Below are 22,252 nucleotides of genomic sequence, written 5' to 3'. Positions count from 1 at the left end.
TATGAAAGAGTTCACTGTTTATCTACTAGTTGAGAGCCCTGCGGGAAAGGCAATTCACGAGTTGACGGAGGGTGTATCAGAGCCGCCAGAGATAAGAGAAACTGATACGATTTCTTTTTCTGTCGTTTCCAAGCACTCTATGGGGGAGCCAACACTGTTTGTGCAGGATCATCCCGTTGCTCTCACTAGTTATCAGAAGGGTGATGAATCAGTAGAGTATAGGGCGGAACTAAAGAGGCATTTATTAAATCATTTTGGACTTGCGTCGGTAGCTTTGTTCTTTGATGCTACTGCACAGATCTTTCGCGTAACACCTATTAATGTAGTGGCCACAAAAATAAATAAAGAGCAAGCTGAAAAAATTCTTGGTTACCTGTCTTTTAAAATGGCGGATGTAACAAAAATATGTTTTTCAAAAACTCAGGCTGGCTCGGATTCTCAACCTGGAGATAATGTAGATACGCTCACAAAATTAAATTTTTCAAGGAAGATATTAGAAGCGATAAATTCAAGTCGCACTAGATTCATGACTCAACCATGCAAAAGGTCATCCGAGCAACTCCGGATCACCCCATATGACGATGGTGCACATATAACTGATCGGGAGATTGATTGGTTGTTTAAGCATTTGGATCAGTTGTATCCAGTGCCAATTGATTCATCAAAAGTGTCAATTCAAAATCGACATTATTCAATCGACAAGATTCAGAGGACGGTTGTTGAAAGAAATACCAATCTTTTTGAAAATCAAGTTATTTATGGTTTTTTGATTAATTTAAAAAAGTTTTTGCTGGATATACCCGATCATTTAAAATCCTATAAGCCAAATTCTAAGCATACTGGTTTTTATACGTTTGATAGTATACTTCAAACTATTGAAGCACCATTGCTTCAACGGCGTCATCGTGAAGCTGTTCAATTGGTACGCCAATGTAATGATCTGATTTCTTTTTTTGAGAAGTACTTGCCCTGCCAAAATAAAGGGGTGCTTCGGCCCGTACTGACGCCTCTTGCTAAACGATATGCTCATTACGATAAGACTTTTAGGTTGATTGATGAATGGTATAGATTAGGTCAGCCAAAGTGGAGTGGTGCTAACTATCTGTTCGGGATGAAGTCGCTAGATAAACTTTATGAGTTTTTCTGTCTGTATAAATTAATAGACTGTTTGCAAGATGCTGGGTTTACGTTGACTGCCGCGCAAACACGGAGTGCCGCTCGCGAATTAGGTACGGCGGGACGCCTAGAAGTATTTTCGGATGATGAACTCTCGAATTATTATACTTTTACAAGTGGTGATCAAAAAATTCAGTTGTTTTATGAACCTACGATATGGTCTCATTCAAAATACTCTCAGCCAAATGAACTGGTAGATGTGTTTCATGCTGGTACTGGGTATCGATCCTGTTGGACTCCAGATTTTCTAATTAAAACTGAAAAAGAAGGTGTTGAGTCCTATTTGATATTTGATGCGAAATATTCGGATCATTCAAACACTAAAGATAAGCACTTGCCTGAAATTATTAGTAAGTATTATCTAAAAACAAGGTCGCTGTCTAAACAGGGTATTGTTGAGGCTCCGGGTGCCATAAAAGCAGTATATGCATTCATCCCAAAATCTTTTAATGATGAATATGGTATGTATGGTGGGGCTTTCAATCTTGGAGATCGACTAGCCTCGGCGCCATTTTTCGGGTATGTCAAACTTTCATCTGATGAGGAACGGGGCTTTAACTCATTCGTAAAACAAATTATTAGAGCTGCCTAATGTTTCATTGGGTTTTTAGATGCTCTGATATGCTGATTTTCGAGGAGTTGTGTCGAAGAGAATAAGGGGACAGATTTATTTTCACGACAAAAAAGAAGAAGGAAATCCCGCACAGCTCAAACCAAAGACTTGGCGAGTAACTCCCAACACCAACCTCTATAACCCCAACACAACCAACACCTCCCCTCACCACCCCCCAACCCCATAAAACAAAAAAGCCCCAGATCTCTCGACCTGGGGCTTTTTCATTCATATCTGGTGCACCCGGCGGGATTCGAACCCACGACCCCTGCCTTCGGAGGGCAGTACTCTATCCAGCTGAGCTACGGATGCTTGTGCGGGCGCCATCATACCCATGTCGACCTGATGCGTCCATTCCAGCGTTTTAGCCATTAACTGTCGGGCGTTTCCGCCTAAAAATGGCCAGTCGCCACCCTCATTCACAACTCCCCGCGCCGCGCGTCCCTTTGTTTGCTTTGCTCTTGTGGCTTTAAACCGCTTCCACGCCGCAATTCCCCAGGTGAACGCATGCATTCCAAAGGAACCGTGATGCTCGATCTCCCGTTGAGACAAACCCTGCTGGCTCGCTCCGATTTGTTTCGAGGTATGCCGGAGCACCTCTTGCGCTACGTTGCCACCCATATGGTGGAGCGCACGCTGGAGGATCGTGAGCTGCTGTATTTCAAGGACGACACTCTCGAATTCATTGCATTGGTAGTCGAAGGCCGGATTTATTCGATGGTGCATGGGCCCGATGGCCGGGAGCAGATTATTGGCAGTACCGGGGCCGGGCAGGTGGTGGGGGAGACGGCGTTGATCAAGGATCATGGGCGCGAGTCTTCCACCTTTGCCAGCGGCCCCACGCGGCTGTTGCAGCTGGGCAGTCGGCATTTTGGTGTGCTGTTTGAGGAGCCGGCGTTTCTGCGGCGCTTATTGATGCTGATGATGCTGCGCTTGCTGCATGCCATCGAGTTGTTGGAGTTGGTGTGTCTGCATCGGCTGGAGTCGCGGTTAGCGCGGTTTCTGTTGGCCAATCTGGGCGAGATTGACTTGGCGCTGGCCATGCCCAGTGTGTCGTTGCCTGCCAGTCAGGGGGTGTTGGCGTCGATGCTTAATACCAGTCGCCCAAAGCTCAATGTGCAGCTGCAGATGTGGCGCCGCAGTGGCCTGATCAGCGGCAACCTGGAGCGCATGGTGATCAATGATCTCGAGCATTTGCGGCGCAAGGCGTTTGCCTTGAATTAGTCGTGGCCCTGTTCCCCAGGTAACAGCGCGCCCCTGTTCCGCCCTCGCAGACTGGCCCTTCATCAAGGATGCACAGGAGTGCTGGCGATGGGGATGACTGTTCAGTTCAAGGATCAATGGGCCGCCGATGACCGTTTGTTCGAAGCGAGTTGGCGCGCCGTGCAGGGCGAGCTCAAGCGGCGTGCGTTGCGGCGGGCCAAGGGCAATCTGGATCAGGGCCAGGAATGGTTGTCGGCCACGGCGATCAAGGCCCTGTTGTTCTTTCGGCGCTCGCCGGAGCGTATTCGTGACCCTCAGGGGTTTTTGTTTCTGGTTCTCGACCATGTGTTTCTCGACAGCTTGCGGCGTAGCAAGCGCGAGGGGCGGCTGTTCGATGATTCGGTGGATCTTGAACACGATCACCTGGCTGCACTCGCCGCGCCGTGCGCTTCGGTGCTGGAGCGGGTGGAGTGTTACGAGCGCCTGGAGCAGGTCGAGGCGCTGGTGGCGCGGTTGCCGGCGGTGCAGCAGCGTTTGTTTGAGATGCGCTTTGTCGATGACCTGCCGTATCCGCAAATCGCCGCCGAGTTGCAGGTCAAGCTGCCGCTGGTGCGCAAGCGCGTGCAACTGCTGCGCAGTGCCTTGCGCTGAATCGGATTCACACACGCTGGCGCGGGGCGTTCTAGTTGTATGAGCGCGTCCTGGCGCCACTATCCACGCCCAATCCTGGGTGAATGCCATCAAGGAGAGATGTATGACAGAGGTCAACAGCCAGATCACCGACGCGGTCACCCAAACCAACGTCAAGGTGGTGGCAGAGGCGCCGGCCCAGGCCATCGCGTCGCTGTATCAAGTGGCCAGCAGCGCGGCGGGCCTGTCGTTGCAGAACGCGGTCAACAGCCAGCAGGCGATGAACCAGATTTCCAACGCGGTGATCTCCAAGGCCGTGGCGCTGATCATGCAGATTGGCGAGAAGGGCTGAGCCCTCGGGAGATCGATTATGTCGTGGTTCAGCCGCAAGAAACCCGCCGCTCCCCCCGAAACACCCGCCGCCGACGCACTGGCGCCGGCGCCCGCCGCACCGGCCTCGCGCTCGATCATGGCGCGCATGAACGAGCACCTGCTCAACCAGGTGAGTGCGCCGTCATCCGACAGCACGGCGGCCCTCAACAGCCAGATCGTGCAGGCGGTGCAGTTCACTAACGCGCAGAACTTTGCTTATGCGCCGGCGCAGATCGCGGTGCCGGCCGACATGATGATCAGCCAGGCGGCCGGCCTGGTGGCGCAGGCGGCGGCGGGGTATTTCGACGGGGTCAGCAAGATCGCCCTGGCGGCCCAGGCCGTGCTGCTCCAGCAAATGACCGAGAACATCGTCAAGGACAACTTGCCGGCCGCTGCCGAAGACGCTTTGGGCGCGTTGGCCACCGACTTGCTGGTGGGCGCCGCTGCCGCCGTGGCCGCCGCCGCCGGTGCCATGGAAGCCGAGGCCGCCAGCGTGGCCATCGACAAGATCGACCAGAGCATCGCCAAGTACGCCAACACCTTGGCCAACCGGGCCGCGCCAGCGGCCTGAACCGAGCACAGCGTTCCAGCGTTCTGCTGGAACGGTGCAACAGCAACTTGAAAGCAACTTTTCTTAAGTGAGGAGCGACATCATGCAGCCTGGAGATATTGTTTTTTCAGTGGCGCAAGTGGACGACAAAGTGTCCACCAGCATTCCCCGTGCCTTCATTCGGGCGGGGCAATGGCTTAAAGCCAAGATATTCGGAACCGGCGATCCCAACGTGCCGGTGGTGCACGCGGCCATTGCGGTGGATGCCACGCGAGTCATCGAAAGTGTCGGTGAGGGTATTCAATTGACGGACCTGACCACCGAAGTACCGCCTCGCGGCGCCATGGTGTTCAGTTGCACCGAAGCCGATTTGGCGAATGCGGCAGCCTATGCCGCCGGCCAGTTCCTCGGCGATGTGGCCACCAAGGACATCAGCGGTCGCTACAGTAAATGGAACGCGATGTTGTCGATCTTCAAGGTGTCAGCTTATGAGCCCGGCATCATGAGCCGCATCAATGAGTCGGTGTCCATCAGCAACGCCGCGTTCTGTTCGCAGTTTGTCGCCAACGCTTATGAGGTCGGTAACCTGTATAGCAACGCCAACTTGCTGCCTGTGCCGGCGCCGATCTTCGACACGCGACCCACCGTGATGACCCCCTGGGAGCTGGCCTCCAGTTGCGATAACGACGCGGACTTCTATTTCGCCGGTTTCTGGCAAGACAACGTCGAGGTGCGGCTTTAGCGGCCCTTCAGCCGGCAACGTAGTGCCCAAGGAGGCCGCCATGGCTCACCCATCCACACCCTCAGTGCTCTCCAGCGACGATCGCCAACGGCTCGAAGCGATGCTGCGCAACCCGCAGGTCTTCGCCGGAACGCCCCAGGCCATCGTCGACGAAACCCTCAAGCGCGCCACCCAGGTGCTTGAGCAGTCCAAGGCCAATGAGCAAGCGCTCAAGGTCGCCGCTGAAAACCGCGAGGCGGCGCTACGCCAAGTATTGGACGGCGCGGCTCCTGACAGGGACGCGCAACGCAAGGAAGTGCAGGCACTGATCCAAGGCTTGATCACGCAGATTGAAGCGGCGTTGGGCCCGGCTGCGAAACCTTGAACCTCCACGTTTCACAGCGCCGGTTTGGCAACGTTCATTCATGAACACGGAATGCACCGTGTACTAAATAAGGAAATTGATCATGGCATTTGTTAACGAGCAAATTACCGACGCGGTCACCCAGACCAACGTCAAAGTGGTGGCCGAATCGCCTGCGATGGCGATGAGCACTATCTATCAATCCATGGCGCAGGCCACGGCGATTCTGTTCCAGAACGCTGTGTCGGCCCAGCAGCAGCAAAACACCCTGGCCCAGGCGGCCACCAACCAGGGCGTGATGCAGATCTACAGCGTCGATACCACCGCCGGTGCGGCGGCCACCGAAAAAGTCGCCCAAGGCGGCGTGTCGGATAACCTCACCAGCCTGTTGACCGTGCTCAAGTCTTTCCAGCCTTAAGCACTAAGCCATAACGGATGTTGTTCTTTCTCACACCAGGAGTTTCAACCATGAGCACAGTCAGCCCGCAAATCACCGATGCCGTCACCCAGACCAACGTCAAGGTCGTTGCCGAATCGCCTGCGATGGCCATGAGCACGATCTACCAATCCATGGGCCAGGCCACGGCGATCCTGTTCCAGAACTCGGTCTCGGCCCAACAGCAACAAAACACCCTGGCCCAGGCCGCCACCAACCAGGGCGTGATGCAGATCTACAGCGTCGATACCACCGCTGGCGCCGCGGCCACCGAAAAAGTCGCCCAAGGCGGCGTGGCCGACAACTTGACCAGCCTGTTGGCCGTGCTCAAGTCGTTCCAACCGTAAGCTGCAAAGCCCCAACAGCCCCGGCGCCCACAAGGCACCGGGGCTGTTGTCGTTTGTGCGCTTGATCTGAAAGATGCACTCGATGCGCCATATTCGTTCTTTTTTTCGAACATCCTATTGCCCTGTACCCCCATTGATCCTAGGATTCGTTTGAGATTTCAAACGCTCTGTCTCCCGTGCGCCCGTTCATTTCTCCCGCGCGCTGGGGCTGATTTCCCTGACGGCAGCCCACAAGGCGCCTTTCAACAACTCTAATTCGCTCCGCGTGCGCGCGGTGCTGTTAAGGAAAGCCGACATGCAGCTCAAAGATACCCAGTTGTTCCGCCAGCAAGCCTTTATCGATGGCGCTTGGGTCGATGCGGACAATGGTCAAACCATCAAGGTCAACAACCCGGCCACGGGTGAAATTCTCGGCAGCGTGCCGAAGATGGGCGCCGCGGAAACCCGCCGCGCCATCGAAGCGGCCGACAAGGCCCTGCCAGCCTGGCGTGCACTCACCGCCAAGGAACGCGCCAACAAACTGCGCCGTTGGTTCGAACTGTTGATTGAAAACCAGGACGACCTCGGCCGCCTGATGACCCTCGAACAAGGCAAGCCGCTGGCCGAAGCCAAGGGCGAAATCGTCTACGCCGCCTCCTTTATCGAGTGGTTCGCCGAAGAAGCCAAGCGCATCTATGGCGACGTGATCCCCGGCCACCAGCCCGACAAGCGCCTGATCGTGATCAAGCAGCCTATCGGCGTGACCGCCGCCATCACCCCGTGGAACTTCCCGGCCGCCATGATCACCCGCAAAGCCGGCCCAGCCCTGGCTGCCGGTTGCACCATGGTGATCAAGCCCGCCTCGCAAACGCCGTTCTCGGCCCTGGCCCTGGTTGAGCTGGCGCACCGCGCCGGTATCCCTAAAGGCGTGCTCAGCGTGGTCACCGGTAGCGCTGGCGACATCGGCGGCGAGCTGACCAGCAACCCGATCGTGCGTAAATTGTCCTTCACCGGTTCGACCGAAATTGGTCGCCAACTGATGGCCGAATGCGCCAAGGACATCAAGAAAGTTTCCCTGGAGCTGGGCGGTAACGCACCGTTCATCGTGTTTGACGACGCTGACCTGGATAAGGCCGTCGAAGGCGCGATCATCTCCAAGTACCGTAACAACGGCCAGACCTGCGTCTGCGCCAACCGCCTGTACATCCAGGATTCGGTGTACGACGCGTTCGCTGAAAAGCTCAAGGTGGCCGTGACCAAACTGAAGATCGGCAACGGTCTGGAAGAAGGCACCACCACTGGCCCGCTGATCGACGAGAAAGCCGTGGCCAAGGTCCAGGAACACATCGCCGATGCCCTGAGCAAAGGCGCGAAGCTGTTGGCCGGTGGCAAGGCGATGGAAGGCAACTTCTTCGAGCCGACCATCCTGGTCGATGTGCCGAAGGACGCCGCCGTCGCCAAGGAAGAAACCTTCGGCCCGCTGGCGCCGCTGTTCCGCTTCAAAGACGAAGCCGATGTGATCGCCATGGCCAACGACACCGAGTTCGGCCTGGCGTCGTACTTCTATGCGCGTGACCTGGGCCGTGTGTTCCGTGTGGCTGAAGCCCTGGAATACGGTATGGTCGGCGTCAACACCGGGTTGATCTCCAACGAAGTGGCGCCGTTCGGCGGCATCAAGGCTTCGGGCCTGGGCCGTGAAGGTTCCAAGTACGGGATCGAGGATTACCTGGAAATCAAATACCTCTGCCTGGGCATCTGACCGGTAAGAGATTGCAGCAAACGCAGAGGGCACGAGAGCGCTGTCCCTTTGCGTGTTTCACATCGTTATTCGTAGTGGCCGGGAAAGCTGTGGCAGTCGATCATCGCATGCTGCCGTAGTTGCCTCCCCGCCACGTATGCCTTGGACCACGCCACCCGATGAGTGGCGAATGAGGACTTTATGAGCAAGACCAACGCTTCCCTGATGAAACGCCGCGAAGCCGCCGTACCACGCGGTGTTGGCCAGATTCACCCGATCTTTGCCGAATCCGCGAAGAACGCTACCGTGACCGACGTTGAAGGTCGCGAGTTCATCGACTTCGCTGGCGGTATCGCCGTGCTGAACACCGGCCACGTGCACCCGAAAATCATCGCAGCCGTGACCGAGCAGCTCAACAAGCTGACCCACACCTGCTTCCAGGTTCTGGCCTACGAGCCGTACGTAGAAGTTTGTGAAAAAGTCGCCGCCAAGGTGCCAGGTGATTTCGCCAAGAAAACCCTGCTGGTCACCACCGGTTCCGAGGCTGTCGAGAACGCCGTCAAGATCGCCCGCGCCGCCACTGGCCGTGCCGGTGTGATCGCCTTCACCGGTGCTTACCACGGCCGTACCATGATGACCCTGGGCCTGACCGGTAAAGTCGTGCCTTACTCGGCCGGCATGGGCCTGATGCCCGGCGGCGTGTTCCGTGCGCTGTACCCGAACGAGCTGCATGGTGTCAGCGTCGACGACTCCATCGCCAGTATCGAACGCATCTTCAAGAACGATGCCGAGCCGCGTGATATCGCCGCCATCATCATCGAGCCGGTGCAGGGCGAAGGCGGTTTCTACGTCGCGCCGAAAGCCTTCATGAAGCGCCTGCGCGAACTGTGCGACAAGCACGGCATCCTGCTGATCGCCGACGAAGTGCAAACCGGTGCCGGCCGTACCGGTACTTTCTTCGCCATGGAACAGATGGGCGTTGCCGCCGACCTGACCACCTTCGCTAAATCCATCGCTGGCGGCTTCCCGCTGGCGGGTGTGTGCGGCAAGGCCGAATACATGGACGCCATCGCCCCAGGCGGTTTGGGCGGCACCTACGCCGGCAGCCCGATTGCCTGCGCCGCGGCCCTGGCCGTGATGGAAGTGTTTGAAGAAGAGCACCTGCTGGACCGTTGCAAAGCCGTCGGCGAGCGCCTGGTAACCGGCCTCAAGGCCATCCAGGCCAAATACCCGGTGATCGGCGAAGTGCGTGCCCTGGGCGCGATGATCGCGGTCGAGCTGTTTGAAGATGGCGACAGCCACAAGCCCAACGCGGCGGCCGTTGCCTCCGTGGTAGCCAAGGCGCGTGACAAGGGCCTGATCCTGCTGTCCTGCGGCACCTACGGCAACGTGTTGCGAGTGCTCGTGCCGCTGACCTCGCCGGACGAGCTGTTGGACAAGGGCTTGGCGATCATTGAAGAGTGCTTCTCCGAACTCTGATACTTCGCTGCTCCACAAAAAACCCGCTTCGGCGGGTTTTTTTATGGCCACTGCCGCACATTCAGGCGCTGTTCATTGTACGCAGGCGGCTCCATTGTCTAAGGTGCAAGGATTGCCGATGGAGCGTGCTGGATGACTGCTGTTGATTTACCCGCTGTACCCCGAGTTTTGATTGCCGAAGCGGACCCCTGGTCGCGGGACCTGCTCAAGCAAGTTTTGTTGAATGTGCGCTGTGACGCACGGCTGGACGTGTGCGCCGATGGGCAGCAGGCCGCCACGCTGTTGCGCGAAAAAACCTATGACCTGGTCCTGGCGGATTGGGAGCTGTCGGGTGTCGATGGCCTGAGCCTGCTGCGCAGTGTGCGTCAGCAGCGCCGTTCCCCTGCGTTACCGTTCATCCTGCTGAGCAGTCGCAATGACAGCGCCAGTGTGCGTGAAGCCCTGCCCCTGGCGCCCACTGCCTATTTGACCCGCCCACTGAACATGGAGAGCCTGACCCAGCGCCTGCAAGACCTGCTGCTTAACGAAGGCGAAAGTGTGTACTGCGAGATTCCCCCGCTGGCGCCGGGGATGACGTTGCCGGCATTCCTCGAGCGGCGCCGCGAAGCTTCTGATGGCGCGCCGTTGCGCGTCGATGTGAAGGCCGCAGTGCAACGCAGCCTGGGGCCCGAGGGCCTGGACCTCAAGCAGCTGGAAGACCAGGTGCGCATGGACCCGCAAATCACCGCCGTGCTGATCGCCGCCGCCAACAGCGCCGGGTATCACGGCACGCCGGTGCAGACCCTGCCGGCGGCCCTGCATAAGCTGGTACCCGGGCAGAGCATGAACTTCATCCTGGGCCTTGCGCTCAAGCACAACGTGGTGCTGGGTGACCCCGGGCTGGTGGCCTACGCCGAGCGGCACTGGCAGTTGTCCCAGGACAGCGCCGACTACGCCCGACGCCTGGCGCGCATGTTGGAACTGGATCACGAGCGCTGCTACAGCGCCTGTATCCTGCATCGTCTGGGTGATTTGGCCTTGTTGCGTTGCCTGGAAGACTGGCGCCAGGGTGGCGGCGCCCTGGATGACGAAGCGATCGGCGAATCCCTCGACGCGTTTGGCGCCGCCTACGGCTCGGCGTTGCGCACTCGCTGGCGCTTGCCGTTGGAGTTGCGCCAATTGATCGCGGCCACCTATTCACTGGAAGGCGGTGTGTATTCGCGGGAGGCGCTGGTGGTGAACCTGGCGACGCAGATGGCGCGGTTGACCGAGCATGAAGGGCTGGAAGCATTGGCCGGCAGCAAGACGGCGCGGTTGCTCAAGGTAGGGTTATCGGAATTGCTGCGAGTACGCAAAACCTAACAGGCAATGAGATCCAAATGTGGGAGCGGGCTTGCTCGCGAAGGCGTCGGCCCAGCAAACATTGAGGTTGACTGACCCACCGCATTCGCGAGCAAGCCCGCTCCCACATTTTGACCGAGTCTAACCCGCGATAACGCGATTCTTACCCAGGCGTTTGGCCTCATACATCGCCGCATCCGCCCGGGCGAACAGGCTGTCGAGGGTGGAGTCATCCTCGCGCAGGCTGGCCAGGCCCTGGCTGACGGTCACATTGAACTCGCGGCCTTCATAGCTGAACAGCAACGCCTGGATCTCCTTGCCCAGCCGTTCGGCCACCTGCAGGGCCATCTCCGGTGCACAACCGGGCAGCACGGCGGCGAACTCTTCGCCGCCAATGCGCCCGAACAGGTCGCCACGGCGCAATACACCGCGACCGCTCTCGGCGATGCGCCGCAGCACCTGATCGCCCTCCAGGTGCCCGTAGGTGTCGTTGACGTCCTTGAAGTCATCGATGTCCAGCAACAGGAACGCCAACGCTGTGCCCTGGACGCAGGCGTTGTCGAACGCCTGGTTGGCGCACTCGAAGAAGTGCCGGCGGTTGCTGCTTTGGGTCAACACGTCGGTGGTGGCGAGGCGGTGCAGCTCCAGCTCGAGCAACTTCTTTTCGGTGATGTCTTCGGCCATGCCGACCACGATCAGCGGTTCACCGGGCACCACCTGCTGGTTGATGTAGCACTTGTCACTCAGCCAGCGGATTTGCCCGTCGGCGGTGATGATGCGGTACTCGCGGTCTTCCACGGCACCCTGCTCCAGCACACGGGCCAAGCTGTGTTCGGCATAGTCGAGGTCTTCGGGGTGGACGCTGTTGCGCCACTCGCGATGGTCGGCCAGCAGCAAACCGGCTGAGCGGCCAAATATGCGCTCGTAGGCCGGGCTCACGTACAGCACGCGGCGTGTTTCCCAATCGATAGCCCACAGCACCGCATTGACGCTGACCAACAGCGAACTGAGTAATTGCTCACGCTCACTCAGCCGCTCGACTTCGCCCTGGGCATGCATCAGCGCCAACAGGGTCGCCGCCGCGGCCGGGCGCGGTGGCTCGGCAGTAGGCATATCGGGCAGGCAGGGCTTTTCGTGAACCATCGGTACAACTCTCTCTGGGCGCGCCGCAGGATGGAACAGCGGACACTACAAGGGGTCACCATGATGGCGAAGTGTTCTTTGAGAGAGGGGAATTGCGGTGAAGTTCCGTGATCGTGACGGATTGACGGTGCCCGGAAAATGGCGCCAAAAAGCCAGTGCGTGGGAGGGCGAGCCCTCCCACACTACCGTCACACCGCCGCAGGGCGCAGCGAATACGTCTTCAGTTGGTGGGCAAAATCGCGCAGGGATTGGATACCGCTGGCCTCGGCCTCATGCACCCATTCCTTGATCGCAGCCAGCATATCGTGGCCATTGGAGCTGGTCTTGACCCAGATCTGCTGGAGCGCCAGGCGCTTTTCGTAGATCACCTTCAACGCATGGCTGTGCTCAAGCATGCTCTGGATGCGCAGGTGGTGGCGGTCATCCAGCAAGCTGGTTTCCCGTGACAACAGGCGCTTGGCGCGGTGGAACTGGTGGCGTACCGAATGATCGACCTTTTCCAGCTCCTGCTTGACCAACGGGCCAATCACCAACTTGCGGTACTGGGCCATGATCTGGAAGCGGTTGTTGAGGATCGCCATGGCGGTGTCCATGTCCAGGTTGCCCTTGCCTTCGACGCGGTGGGCGATGGGCGCCACGCGCTGCACCTTGGCCAGGCGCAGGAAGCTGAACACCTTGATCCAGGCCCAACCCAGGTCGAACTCCCACTTCTTCACCGACAGCTTGGCCGAGTTGGGGTAGGTGTGGTGGTTGTTATGCAGCTCTTCGCCGCCGACGATGATGCCCCACGGCACCAGGTTGGTGGCGGCGTCACGGCATTCGAAGTTGCGATAGCCCACGGCATGGCCCAGGCCGTTGATCACGCCGGCGGCCCAGAACGGGATCCACATCATCTGGATCGCCCAGATGGTGATACCGATGGTGCCGAACAGCAGCACGTCGATCACGCCCATGATCGCCACGCCCAACAGCGGGTAGGGCGTGTAGAGCTTGCGTTCGATCCAGTCGTCAGGGCAGTTCTTGCCGTAGATGCGCAAGGTCTCGGGGTTTTCCGCCTCGGCACGGTACAGCTCGGCACCTTTGCGCAAGACAGTGGACAGGCCCTTGATCACCGGGCTGTGCGGGTCATCGACGGTTTCACATTTGGCGTGGTGCTTGCGGTGGATGGCGGTCCACTCGCGAGTGTTCTGCGCCGTGGTCAGCCACAGCCAGAAGCGGAAGAAGTGTTTCAGGCCAGCATTGAGCTCCAGGGAGCGGTGGGCTGAATAACGGTGCAGATAGACGGTGACCGCAATGATGGTCACGTGGGTCATCAACAGAGTGACTGCCACCAGTTGCCAGGCTGACAGATCAAGAAAACCGTTGTACCACATAGGCTGTATGGCCCTCAGATAAAGAAAAAAATAGCATCCGCATTATCACTCCCTTTTCGGATAAAACCAGTCACCGTTTCAGATAAGACTTACAAGGTGTTTCCTCATCTATAATCCTGATCCTTTGTAGGGCGATTCTGGTTATCTAGTAAGGATTACTAACAATATGCTGTTTTCATACCGAGGTGCCCTACGTGCGGGGTTGGTATACCTGCTCGTTTCCATCGTTTGGCTCCAGCTCAGCAACTACCTATTGATCAACTTTATCGATGAGCCCTGGGAGCTGGGGCGCTGGATGCAGGTGCGCGGTTATGTGTGGGTCAGCCTCAGCGCGGCGGTCATCTACTGGATCGGCCGGCGTTTTGCCCGGGCCCACCAGTTGCAGCAACCCCTGAAGGAAAACCGCGAGCGCCTGCGCCAGGCCGCTGCGGTATTCGATTGCACCCGCGAAGGGGTACTGGTTACCGATACCCAGGGGCTGATCGTGCACGTCAACCGGGCATTCATGGAGATCACTGGCTACCGCCGCGAAGACGTCATGGGCCATCGGCCAAGCCTGTTCAAGTCCGGGCGCCATTCATCGACGTTCTATCAGCAAATGTTCCAGGCCTTGGAACACACAGGCGAATGGAGCGGTGAAATCTGGAACCGACGCAAAAGCGGCGAAATTTATCCACAGTGGCAAACCATCCGCGTGATCCATGATGACCAGGGCAAGGTCAGCCACTACGTCGCGGTGTTCTCGGATATCAGCGCCATCAAGGACTCCGAGCACGAACTGGCGCACCTGGCCCATCACGATCCGCTCACCGACCTGCCCAACCGCCTGCTGTTCACCGACCGCGCCGAGCAGGCCCTGGCCTCGGCGCAAGTGCACAAGCGTGGCTGCGCCTTGCTGCTGATGGACCTGGACCACTTCAAGATCATCAACGACAGCCTGGGCCATAACGTCGGTGATCAACTGCTCAAACTGGTCGCCGAACGCCTGCGCGGCTTGTTTGGGCCGGGGGTGACCCTGGCGCGCCTGGGCGGCGACGAGTTCGCCGTGCTGGCGGAAAGTTGTCCACAGGTGATGCAGGCTGCCGCCTTGGCGCAGCGCATGCTCAACGCCATGAAGGATCCGTTCATTTTTGATGGCAACCAGCTGTTTATCAGCGCCAGCATCGGCATCAGCCTGTTCCCCAGTGACGCCTTGAGTGCCGAGCAATTGCTGCGCAACGCCGACTCCGCGTTGTTCAAGGCCAAGAACGCCGGTCGCGAAGGCTACGCCCTGTACACCGAAGAGCTGACCGCCCACGCGCAAAATCGCGTGGAAATCGCCAGCGAACTGCGCCGTGCCCTCGACCAGCAGGAGCTACGCGTCTATTACCAGCCGGTGCACGACCTGCTCGACAGCCGATTGGTGGGGGTTGAAGCATTGGTGCGCTGGCAGCACCCGGAGCGCGGCCTGGTGCCACCGGGTGAATTCATCCCCATTGCCGAACGCACCGGGCTGATTGCCGACATTGATGCGTGGGTAATGGACCAGGCTTGCCGGCAGATGTGCCAGTGGCTGGCCGAGGGGGCGCCGCTGAGCTTTATTGCGGTCAATGTCTCCAGCCGCCTGTTTGCCCGGCGCGAACTGTACGAGCAGGTCGCCCAAGTGCTGCACGCCACTGGCCTGGATCCGGCATTCCTTGAGCTGGAAGTCACCGAAAGCGCGGTGATGGACGACCCGGAAGTCGCCCTGGAGCAACTGCACCGTCTGCGCGAACTGGGCTTGCGCTTGGCTATCGACGACTTTGGCACCGGTTACTCCTCGTTACTGCGGCTCAAACGCCTGCCGGTACAGAAGCTCAAGATCGACCAGGGTTTTGTCGCCGGCCTGCCTTGGGATGAAGACGATGCCGCCATCGTGCGCGTGGTGATCGCCCTGGCGAAAAGCATGGGCATGCAGGTGCATGCCGAGGGGATCGAGCAGGTGGAGCAAGCGCGCTTTCTGCTGGACCAGGAATGCGATATGGGCCAGGGGTACTGGTTTGGGCGGCCGATGCCGGCGCAGGAGATTGATTGGTCACGGGCGCCCGCTATTCGAACTTGAGATACGGCCCAAATGTGGGAGCGGGCTTGCTCGCGAATGCGGTGTATCAGATGCACATTGGCTGACTGACACGCCGCATTCGCGAGCAAGCCCGCTCCCACATTTGGATCTGTTTACGGCCTGATTTCGCTGTGAACCGCAAAAAATCCTTCGCAACCCCACGCCCTGTCAGAAAATTCTTTCTGGTTATATAAACATTCTTAAATAGTATTTTTAAGAATATCCGCGCTTATCTACTATCGCCCTCACGCCGCAAGCAGTGCCGCCACTGCCAGGCACTATTCATTTCAGGAGCGAGACCATGAGCGCATCTCTACGTAGCGTCGACGGCCAGGACGAAGCAGCCATTTTGCGTGAGATCCAGAGCGCCCTGCGCGATCTGCGGTTTGGCGCAGTGGAAATCACCGTGCACAACGCTCAAGTGGTACAGATCGAGCGCAAAGAAAAATTCCGTCTGCAGAACCCGGGTAACAAACCGAGCTGAGCAAGAACGGCGATAGACCCGCAACTATAAGAAAAGCCAACACTCAAGAATTTTCAGGAGCTTCTATGTCGTCGATTCGCCGTTATGCCCTGGCCGCGCTGGCCAGTGCCGTGTTTGCCGGTTCCGCCGTTGCCAAGGACTACGAGTTGCTCAACGTCTCGTACGACCCGACCCGTGAGCTGTACCAGGACTACAACGCTGAATTCACCAGCTTCTGGAAACAGTCCCACCCCGGTGACAACGTCAAGATCCAGCAGTCCCACGGTGGCTCGGGCAAGCAAGGCCGGGCGGTGATCGACGGCCTGCGCGCCGACGTGGTGACGCTGGCCCTGGCCGGTGACATCGACGAAATCGCCAAGCTGGGCAAGACCCTGCCGGAAAACTGGCAAACCCGCCTGCCGGACGCCAGCACCCCCTACACCTCGACCATCGTGTTCCTGGTGCGCAAGGGCAACCCCAAGGGCATCAAGGACTGGGGCGACCTGATCAAGAAAGACGTGTCGGTCATCACACCGAACCCGAAAACCTCCGGCGGTGCACGCTGGAACTTCCTCGCCGCCTGGGCCTACGGCCTCAAGACCGGTGGCAGCGAAGCCAAGGCCCAGGAATATGTGAAAGAGCTGTTCAAACACGTCCCGGTACTGGACACCGGCGCCCGCGGTTCTACCATTACCTTCGTCAACAACGGTCAGGGTGACGTATTGCTGGCCTGGGAAAACGAGGCGTTCCTGGCCTTGAAAGAAGATGGCGGCGCCGACAAGTTCGACATCGTCGTGCCTTCGCTGTCGATCCTCGCGGAGCCACCGGTGGCCGTGGTTGACAAGAACGCCGAGAAAAAGGGCAACACCGAGATCGCCACCGCGTACCTCAACCACCTGTACAGCCCGGCGGGCCAGGAGATCGCGGCGAAGAACTTTTACCGTCCACGGGATGAGAAAGTCGCCGCCAAATATGCCCAGCAGTTCCCGAAACTGGACCTGGTGACGATCGACAAAGACTTCGGCGGCTGGAAAACTGCCCAACCGAAATTCTTCAATGACGGAGGCGTGTTCGACCAGATCTACACGGCGCAGTAAGCCAAAGTACCTGTAGGAGCCCTGCTTTTCTGTGGGAGCTGGCTTGCCAGCTCCCACAGAAAGCGCGCTCCTACAGTGGTTTCTACCTTTTAACCAAGGACTCTTATGTCGCGTCGTATCTCCCCCGTCATACCCGGCTTCGGGCTGACGCTGGGCTACACCGTGGTGTACCTCAGCCTGATCGTACTCATCCCGCTGGCGGCGATGTTTGTACACGCCGCTCAACTCACCTGGGATCAGTTCTGGAACATCATTTCCGCACCTCGCGTGCTGGCGGCGTTGAAGCTTAGCTTCAGCACCGCGTTGTACGCCGCGTTGATCAACGGCGTGATCGGCACACTGCTGGCCTGGGTGCTGGTGCGCTATACCTTCCCCGGCCGCAAGATCATCGATGCGATGATCGACCTGCCGTTCGCCTTGCCTACTGCCGTAGCCGGTATCGCGCTGACCGCGCTGTACACGCCCAACGGCCTGGTCGGTCAGTTCGCCGCCGACCTGGGTTTCAAGATCGCCTACACCCCCCTGGGTATCACCCTGGCGCTGACCTTCGTCACCTTGCCCTTCGTGGTGCGCACGGTGCAGCCGGTACTGGCCGATATCCCCCGGGAAATCGAAGAAGCCGCCGCCTGCCTTGGCGCCAAGCCGCTGCAAGTGTTCCGCTACATCCTCGTACCGGCGTTGCTGCCCGCCTGGCTGACCGGCTTCGCCCTGGCGTTTGCCCGTGGCGTGGGTGAGTACGGTTCGGTGATCTTCATCGCCGGCAACATGCCGATGAAGACCGAGATTTTGCCGCTGCTGATCATGGTCAAGCTCGACCAATACGACTACCACGGCGCCACCTCCATCGGCGTGTTGATGCTGGTGGTTTCCTTTGTCCTGCTGCTGCTGATCAACTTGCTGCAGCGGCGCATCGAACACCCTTAAGGAGGCGCGGAACATGTCCCAATCGTCTATTTCCGCCGCGTCTTCGGCCAATGCAGCCCGACGTGGCAGTGCGGTGTCGCGGCGCATCCTGATCGGCCTCGGCTGGCTGGTGTTTGCGCTGTTCTTGCTGTTGCCGCTGTTTATCGTGGTGTCCCAGGGCTTGAAGAACGGCCTGGGTGCGTTCTTCACCGCGATTCTGGAACCCGACGCGCTGTCGGCGCTGAAACTCACGGTGATCGCCGTGGCGATTTCGGTGCCGCTCAACGTGGTGTTTGGTGTCAGCGCGGCCTGGTGTGTGAGCAAGTACTCGTTCCGTGGCAAAAGCATTCTGGTGACGCTGATCGACCTGCCGTTCTCGGTCTCGCCGGTGATCGCGGGCCTGGTCTACGTGCTGATGTTCGGCGCTCAGGGCTTCTTCGGCCCATGGTTGCAGGCGCACGACATCCAGATCGTGTTCGCCTTGCCGGGTATCGTGCTGGCCACCATCTTCGTCACCGTGCCGTTCGTGGCCCGTGAGCTGATCCCGCTGATGCAGGAGCAGGGCACCCAGGAAGAGGAGGCTGCGCGGCTGCTGGGCGCCAATGGCTGGCAGATGTTCTGGTATGTCACCGTGCCGAATATCAAATGGGGCCTGATCTACGGCGTGGTGCTGTGTACGGCGCGGGCCATGGGTGAGTTCGGTGCGGTGTCGGTGGTGTCCGGCCACATTCGCGGCGTTACCAACACCCTGCCGCTGCACGTCGAGATCCTCTACAACGAATACAACCACGTTGCCGCGTTCGCGGTAGCCAGCCTGTTGCTGATCCTGGCGCTCTTCATCCTGCTGCTCAAGCAGTGGAGCGAGAACCGAATCAACCGCCTGCGCAAAAGCGCCGGTGAGGAATAAGTCATGTCGATCGAAGTCCGTAATGTCAGCAAGAACTTCAACGCCTTCAAGGCCCTGGACAGCATCAACCTGGATATCCAGAGTGGCGAGCTGGTGGCGTTGCTGGGCCCGTCCGGCTGCGGCAAGACCACCTTGTTGCGCATCATCGCCGGCCTCGAAACCCCGGATGCCGGCAGCATCGTGTTCCACGGCGAAGACGTCTCCGGTCACGATGTGCGTGATCGCAATGTCGGCTTTGTGTTCCAGCACTACGCGCTGTTCCGCCATATGACCGTGTTCGACAACGTGGCTTTCGGCCTGCGCATGAAGCCCAAAAGCCAGCGTCCGAATGAAACCCAGATTGCAGCCAAGGTTCACGAATTGCTGAACATGGTGCAGCTCGATTGGTTGTCCGACCGCTACCCGGAACAACTCTCCGGTGGCCAGCGCCAACGTATCGCCCTGGCCCGCGCCCTGGCGGTGGAGCCCAAAGTGCTGTTGCTGGACGAACCCTTCGGCGCCCTTGACGCCAAGGTGCGTAAAGAACTGCGCCGCTGGCTGGCGCGCCTGCACGAAGACATCAACCTGACCTCGGTATTCGTGACCCACGACCAGGAAGAAGCCATGGAAGTCGCCGACCGTATCGTGGTGATGAACAAGGGCGTGATCGAGCAGATCGGCTCACCGGGAGACGTCTACGAAAACCCGGCCAGCGATTTCGTTTACCACTTCCTGGGTGATTCGAACCGCCTGCATTTGGGCGAGGACCAGCACGTGCTGTTCCGTCCCCATGAAGTGTCGCTGTCGCGGCATGAACTGGAGGATCACCATGCCGCGCAAGTGCGCGATATCCGCCCGCTCGGCGCGACGACTCGGGTGACCCTGAAGGTTGAAGGCCAAAGCGAACTGATCGAGGCAGAAGTGGTGAAAGACCATGACAGCCTCACCGGTCTGGCGCGTGGCGAGACGCTGTTCTTCAAACCCAAGGTCTGGCAAAAAGCCTGACCTCACCGCAATTCAAATGTGGGAGGGGGCTTGCTCCCGATTGCAGTGTGTCAGTGAATACATCAGATACTGAACCACCGCTATCGGGAGCAAGCCCCCTCCCACATTTAGACATTACTTGGCTTGAGATCGCGGCGTGCTACCGGCCCCGACCGTTCCTCGATCTGCCGCTTGAGCCCCTGCCGAAACCCCAGCAAGAACGCCAGCTCCGCCACCACAAACAACGGCCCCACGATCAACCCAGACACATCATCCACAAACGCCGGCTTCCTGCCTTCGTAGTAATGCCCGACAAACTGGATCACCCAACCCACCACAAACATGCCGATACCGCTGCTCAGCCACACCATCGTGCTCTGCCCCGCCAACACATGCCCGGCCCACACGGATAAGCCCATCAGCACTGTCATAAGCACGCCCAGGGCCAATTCCAGGCGCAGGTAAAACCATGCGGAAAATAGCGCGACAAACACTGCCGGTGACAGCCAGAACCCGCCCACCGTCCATTCGGGGCGGGACAGCAGCACCGCGACGGCGACGACGATTAGCGGGATACCAATGAAGTGGCTGATGATATTGCGCGGGTCGCGGTGGTAGGCCGCGTATTGGCTGAGGTGATCGACGAGGCTTTTCATTGTTATTCCTCCTGTAGGCTGGACGAAGTTTCAGAATAGCTCGCACCAGGCGACACGACCGAGCGCCGTTTATGCCAAATGCCGGTTATTTGTGGGCAAGCGGCGCCAACGCGCTTAGCCTGTACCGATCAATAATCGAGGTGTGTTATGCGCGTGTTGTTAGTGGAACATGAAGCCGTAGAGGCACAGCGGATGGCCAAGGGCTTGAACGAGGCCGGTTACACCGTCGAAGTCGCGGCCAATGGCATGGCGGCGTTGCGCTTGGTTGAAAGCACTGAATACGAGCTGGTGATTCTGGATGTGATGCTGCCCGGGTTGAACGCCTGGAAGTTGCAGCAGGCGATTCGGCTGAAGGGTGAGACGCCGGTGTTGTTCTTGACCACGCCGGGCGGGATTGAAGATCGGTTGCGCGGGTTGGAGTTGCATGAGGATGATTATTTGCTCAAGCCGTTTGATGCCAAGGGTTTGGTGGCGCGGTCAAGGAAGTTATTGCGCCGGGACCGTGGCCGCTGACTGATCCAGGATGTGCATGGGCTGAACCACCGCTTTCGCGAGCAAGCCCGCTCCCACATTCTGATGTGTGAACACCGTCAAATGTGGGAGGGGGCTTGCTCCCGAAGAGGCCCTCAAACTCACCCCACATCTACCTACCGCAACCCATCCCGAAACTGCCCCGGCGTCATCCCCGTCCAGCGCTTGAACGCCCGGTTGAAACTGCTGGTATCGGCAAACCCCAGCAAATGGCTGATCTCGGCCAATGAGCTTTGCGGGTCTCGCAAGTGCAGCAATGCCAGATTCTCCCGGCACTCGTTGAGCAACGCATCGAACCGACAGCCCTCATCCGCCAGGTGTCGCTGCAAGCTGCGCAAACTCAGGTGCAAGGTGTGGGCGATACGTTCGGCGCTCGGCTCGCCGTCTGGCAATTGCGCCTCTATGGCCGCGCGTACCTTGCGTTCCCAGGTCAGTGGTTGCAGTTGGGCGAGGGTACGCTTGAGCACGGTTTCGTTGTGTTCGGCCAACTCCGGGTTAGCATCGTCCAGATGACTGTCGAAGTCGCGGGCGGCAAATTCCAGGCGATCTTCCTCGGCGGCAAAAAATACCGGCGCGCGAAATACCGTATGCCACGGCTTGGGGTCGGCGGGTTCCGGGCGCCGTAGGTAAACGGCCAACGGCGCATAGTCCCGCCCTAAGCGGTTGCGGCAGGTGCGCACATAGATCGCCGCGAAGGCATCGATGGCTTCCAGCGCCGGTGGGGGGCTGTCTTGGGGTTGGAGCAGGCGAAAGTGGTAGACGTCGCCATGACAGCTCAGCTCCAGGTTCAGGGCATCACTGACCACCTGGTGATAGCGCACGATGCGCTCGAACACCTCGCGCAAGCTGCCGCTGGCCACCAGGGCATAACCGAGTGCATGAAAGGTGGTAGGGCTGACGAACCGCGACACCCGCAAGCCAATCGCCGGATCGCCGCTGGCCTGCACCGCCAGTTCCCATAAACGCGTGGTGGCCGACAACGGATAGCGCGCGTTTGGGTCGTCCATCTGCTGCGGCTCGAGCCCCGCCTCGGCGCACAGCGCGGCGCTGTCGAGGCCCAGGGCGTCGAGTTGCTTGCGCAGGGCGCGGGTCCAACTGGCGAGGGAAGTGGGTTCGGTCATGGCGATTGGCGCTTGTGGTCAACAGGTTGGCGTCCGGGGCTAGCGTGCTGCGCCACAGCCTGGTGCAGGATGTACGCATCACTCAAC

At 59.0% G+C, this 22,252-nt stretch carries 24 protein-coding genes and 1 tRNA gene; 19 read left to right on the top strand and 6 right to left on the bottom strand.

Annotation, left to right across the window (positions count from 1 at the left end; all coding sequences use genetic code 11):
- Nucleotide 1 precedes the first annotated feature (1 nt).
- Nucleotides 2-1,768, top strand: a complete 1,767-nt coding sequence (locus JFT66_RS18650; RefSeq protein ID WP_198859836.1) for a nuclease domain-containing protein — start codon at nucleotides 2-4, stop codon at nucleotides 1,766-1,768.
- A 4-nt stretch (nucleotides 1,769-1,772) separates the two neighbouring features.
- On the opposite strand, the gene JFT66_RS18645 is transcribed toward JFT66_RS18650, so the two are convergent.
- Entirely contained in the window at nucleotides 1,773-2,021 is a 249-nt protein-coding gene (locus tag JFT66_RS18645) for a hypothetical protein (protein WP_198859835.1), read from the bottom strand.
- 3 nt (nucleotides 2,022-2,024) lie between these two features.
- Nucleotides 2,025-2,101: transfer RNA gene (locus JFT66_RS18640), tRNA-Arg, on the bottom strand.
- A gap of 195 nt (nucleotides 2,102-2,296) precedes the next feature.
- Between JFT66_RS18640 and JFT66_RS18635 the strand changes: the two genes are divergently transcribed.
- The 11 genes from JFT66_RS18635 to JFT66_RS18585 all read left to right on the top strand — a co-directional run bounded on the left by JFT66_RS18635 (nucleotide 2,297) and on the right by JFT66_RS18585 (nucleotide 10,949).
- Nucleotides 2,297-3,013: a Crp/Fnr family transcriptional regulator gene (locus JFT66_RS18635; RefSeq protein ID WP_198859834.1), complete on the top strand. Its 717-nt coding sequence runs from the start codon at nucleotides 2,297-2,299 to the stop codon at nucleotides 3,011-3,013.
- Nucleotides 3,014-3,100: 87 nt separating this feature from the next.
- The gene (locus JFT66_RS18630) at nucleotides 3,101-3,643 is read left to right on the top strand and encodes an RNA polymerase sigma factor (protein ID WP_052224514.1); all 543 of its coding nucleotides are present in this window, start codon (nucleotides 3,101-3,103) and stop codon (nucleotides 3,641-3,643) included.
- A gap of 103 nt (nucleotides 3,644-3,746) precedes the next feature.
- On the top strand, nucleotides 3,747-3,974 hold the full coding sequence (locus JFT66_RS18625; protein WP_003187543.1) for a RebB family R body protein: 228 nt from the start codon (nucleotides 3,747-3,749) through the stop codon (nucleotides 3,972-3,974).
- A gap of 18 nt (nucleotides 3,975-3,992) precedes the next feature.
- Complete coding sequence (locus JFT66_RS18620; protein ID WP_198859833.1) at nucleotides 3,993-4,565, top strand: hypothetical protein; 573 nt, start codon at nucleotides 3,993-3,995, stop codon at nucleotides 4,563-4,565.
- An 82-nt stretch (nucleotides 4,566-4,647) separates the two neighbouring features.
- Nucleotides 4,648-5,286: a hypothetical protein gene (locus JFT66_RS18615; RefSeq protein WP_034116790.1), complete on the top strand. Its 639-nt coding sequence runs from the start codon at nucleotides 4,648-4,650 to the stop codon at nucleotides 5,284-5,286.
- A 40-nt stretch (nucleotides 5,287-5,326) separates the two neighbouring features.
- The gene (locus JFT66_RS18610) at nucleotides 5,327-5,650 is read left to right on the top strand and encodes a hypothetical protein (protein ID WP_034116791.1); all 324 of its coding nucleotides are present in this window, start codon (nucleotides 5,327-5,329) and stop codon (nucleotides 5,648-5,650) included.
- A gap of 82 nt (nucleotides 5,651-5,732) precedes the next feature.
- Nucleotides 5,733-6,047, top strand: coding sequence for a RebB family R body protein (locus JFT66_RS18605; protein WP_005783676.1), 315 nt, complete (start codon nucleotides 5,733-5,735; stop codon nucleotides 6,045-6,047).
- A 50-nt stretch (nucleotides 6,048-6,097) separates the two neighbouring features.
- Nucleotides 6,098-6,412 carry a RebB family R body protein gene (locus tag JFT66_RS18600; RefSeq protein WP_003187551.1) on the top strand — a complete coding sequence of 105 codons (315 nt, stop codon included), beginning with the start codon at nucleotides 6,098-6,100 and terminating at the stop codon, nucleotides 6,410-6,412.
- Between the two features lie 295 nt (nucleotides 6,413-6,707).
- Nucleotides 6,708-8,150, top strand: coding sequence for an NADP-dependent succinate-semialdehyde dehydrogenase (gabD, locus tag JFT66_RS18595; RefSeq protein ID WP_153838574.1), 1,443 nt, complete (start codon nucleotides 6,708-6,710; stop codon nucleotides 8,148-8,150).
- A gap of 180 nt (nucleotides 8,151-8,330) precedes the next feature.
- Nucleotides 8,331-9,608 carry a 4-aminobutyrate--2-oxoglutarate transaminase gene (gabT, locus tag JFT66_RS18590; RefSeq protein ID WP_034116793.1) on the top strand — a complete coding sequence of 426 codons (1,278 nt, stop codon included), beginning with the start codon at nucleotides 8,331-8,333 and terminating at the stop codon, nucleotides 9,606-9,608.
- A gap of 132 nt (nucleotides 9,609-9,740) precedes the next feature.
- A complete protein-coding gene (locus tag JFT66_RS18585; protein ID WP_198859832.1) occupies nucleotides 9,741-10,949 on the top strand; it encodes an HDOD domain-containing protein in 1,209 nt (402 codons plus the stop codon).
- A gap of 120 nt (nucleotides 10,950-11,069) precedes the next feature.
- Here the strand turns inward: JFT66_RS18585 and JFT66_RS18580 are convergent, their stop codons facing one another.
- Together JFT66_RS18580 and desA are read right to left on the bottom strand one after the other, a co-directional pair.
- Nucleotides 11,070-12,071: a GGDEF domain-containing protein gene (locus JFT66_RS18580; RefSeq protein ID WP_153871683.1), complete on the bottom strand. Its 1,002-nt coding sequence runs from the start codon at nucleotides 12,069-12,071 to the stop codon at nucleotides 11,070-11,072.
- A gap of 188 nt (nucleotides 12,072-12,259) precedes the next feature.
- On the bottom strand, nucleotides 12,260-13,444 hold the full coding sequence (gene desA, locus JFT66_RS18575) for a delta-9 fatty acid desaturase DesA (RefSeq protein WP_034117174.1): 1,185 nt from the start codon (nucleotides 13,442-13,444) through the stop codon (nucleotides 12,260-12,262).
- Nucleotides 13,445-13,610: 166 nt separating this feature from the next.
- Here desA and dibA point away from each other — a divergent pair, with 166 nt between their 5' ends.
- From dibA to JFT66_RS18545, 6 genes are all read left to right on the top strand, one after another.
- Nucleotides 13,611-15,524 carry a phosphodiesterase DibA gene (dibA, locus tag JFT66_RS18570; protein WP_153838577.1) on the top strand — a complete coding sequence of 638 codons (1,914 nt, stop codon included), beginning with the start codon at nucleotides 13,611-13,613 and terminating at the stop codon, nucleotides 15,522-15,524.
- A gap of 301 nt (nucleotides 15,525-15,825) precedes the next feature.
- The gene (gene oscA, locus JFT66_RS18565) at nucleotides 15,826-16,008 is read left to right on the top strand and encodes a sulfur starvation response protein OscA (RefSeq protein WP_003170956.1); all 183 of its coding nucleotides are present in this window, start codon (nucleotides 15,826-15,828) and stop codon (nucleotides 16,006-16,008) included.
- Nucleotides 16,009-16,073: 65 nt separating this feature from the next.
- The gene (locus JFT66_RS18560; RefSeq protein ID WP_034117176.1) at nucleotides 16,074-17,084 is read left to right on the top strand and encodes a sulfate ABC transporter substrate-binding protein; all 1,011 of its coding nucleotides are present in this window, start codon (nucleotides 16,074-16,076) and stop codon (nucleotides 17,082-17,084) included.
- A gap of 105 nt (nucleotides 17,085-17,189) precedes the next feature.
- Nucleotides 17,190-18,008, top strand: a complete 819-nt coding sequence (gene cysT / locus JFT66_RS18555) for a sulfate ABC transporter permease subunit CysT (RefSeq protein WP_034117177.1) — start codon at nucleotides 17,190-17,192, stop codon at nucleotides 18,006-18,008.
- A 13-nt stretch (nucleotides 18,009-18,021) separates the two neighbouring features.
- Nucleotides 18,022-18,894: a sulfate ABC transporter permease subunit CysW gene (gene cysW / locus JFT66_RS18550; protein ID WP_153838578.1), complete on the top strand. Its 873-nt coding sequence runs from the start codon at nucleotides 18,022-18,024 to the stop codon at nucleotides 18,892-18,894.
- Between the two features lie 3 nt (nucleotides 18,895-18,897).
- Nucleotides 18,898-19,878, top strand: a complete 981-nt coding sequence (locus JFT66_RS18545; RefSeq protein ID WP_198859831.1) for a sulfate/molybdate ABC transporter ATP-binding protein — start codon at nucleotides 18,898-18,900, stop codon at nucleotides 19,876-19,878.
- A gap of 107 nt (nucleotides 19,879-19,985) precedes the next feature.
- On the opposite strand, the gene JFT66_RS18540 is transcribed toward JFT66_RS18545, so the two are convergent.
- Nucleotides 19,986-20,513 (bottom strand): Mpo1 family 2-hydroxy fatty acid dioxygenase, encoded by a 528-nt coding sequence (locus JFT66_RS18540; protein ID WP_153838580.1) that lies wholly within the window; start codon nucleotides 20,511-20,513, stop codon nucleotides 19,986-19,988.
- A gap of 147 nt (nucleotides 20,514-20,660) precedes the next feature.
- Here JFT66_RS18540 and JFT66_RS18535 point away from each other — a divergent pair, with 147 nt between their 5' ends.
- Nucleotides 20,661-21,026 (top strand): response regulator, encoded by a 366-nt coding sequence (locus JFT66_RS18535; RefSeq protein WP_198859830.1) that lies wholly within the window; start codon nucleotides 20,661-20,663, stop codon nucleotides 21,024-21,026.
- 134 nt (nucleotides 21,027-21,160) lie between these two features.
- Here JFT66_RS18535 and JFT66_RS18530 read toward each other — a convergent pair whose 3' ends face one another.
- Nucleotides 21,161-22,165 carry an AraC family transcriptional regulator gene (locus JFT66_RS18530; RefSeq protein WP_034117182.1) on the bottom strand — a complete coding sequence of 335 codons (1,005 nt, stop codon included), beginning with the start codon at nucleotides 22,163-22,165 and terminating at the stop codon, nucleotides 21,161-21,163.
- Between the last annotated feature and the right edge of the window lie 87 nt (nucleotides 22,166-22,252).

Origin of the sequence: Pseudomonas sp. MF6755, from assembly GCF_016405635.1 — a bacterium.
GTDB lineage: Bacteria > Pseudomonadota > Gammaproteobacteria > Pseudomonadales > Pseudomonadaceae > Aquipseudomonas > Aquipseudomonas haemolytica.
Note: the sequence above shows the minus strand (reverse complement) of the source record. Positions and strands in the feature narration are given on the sequence as shown.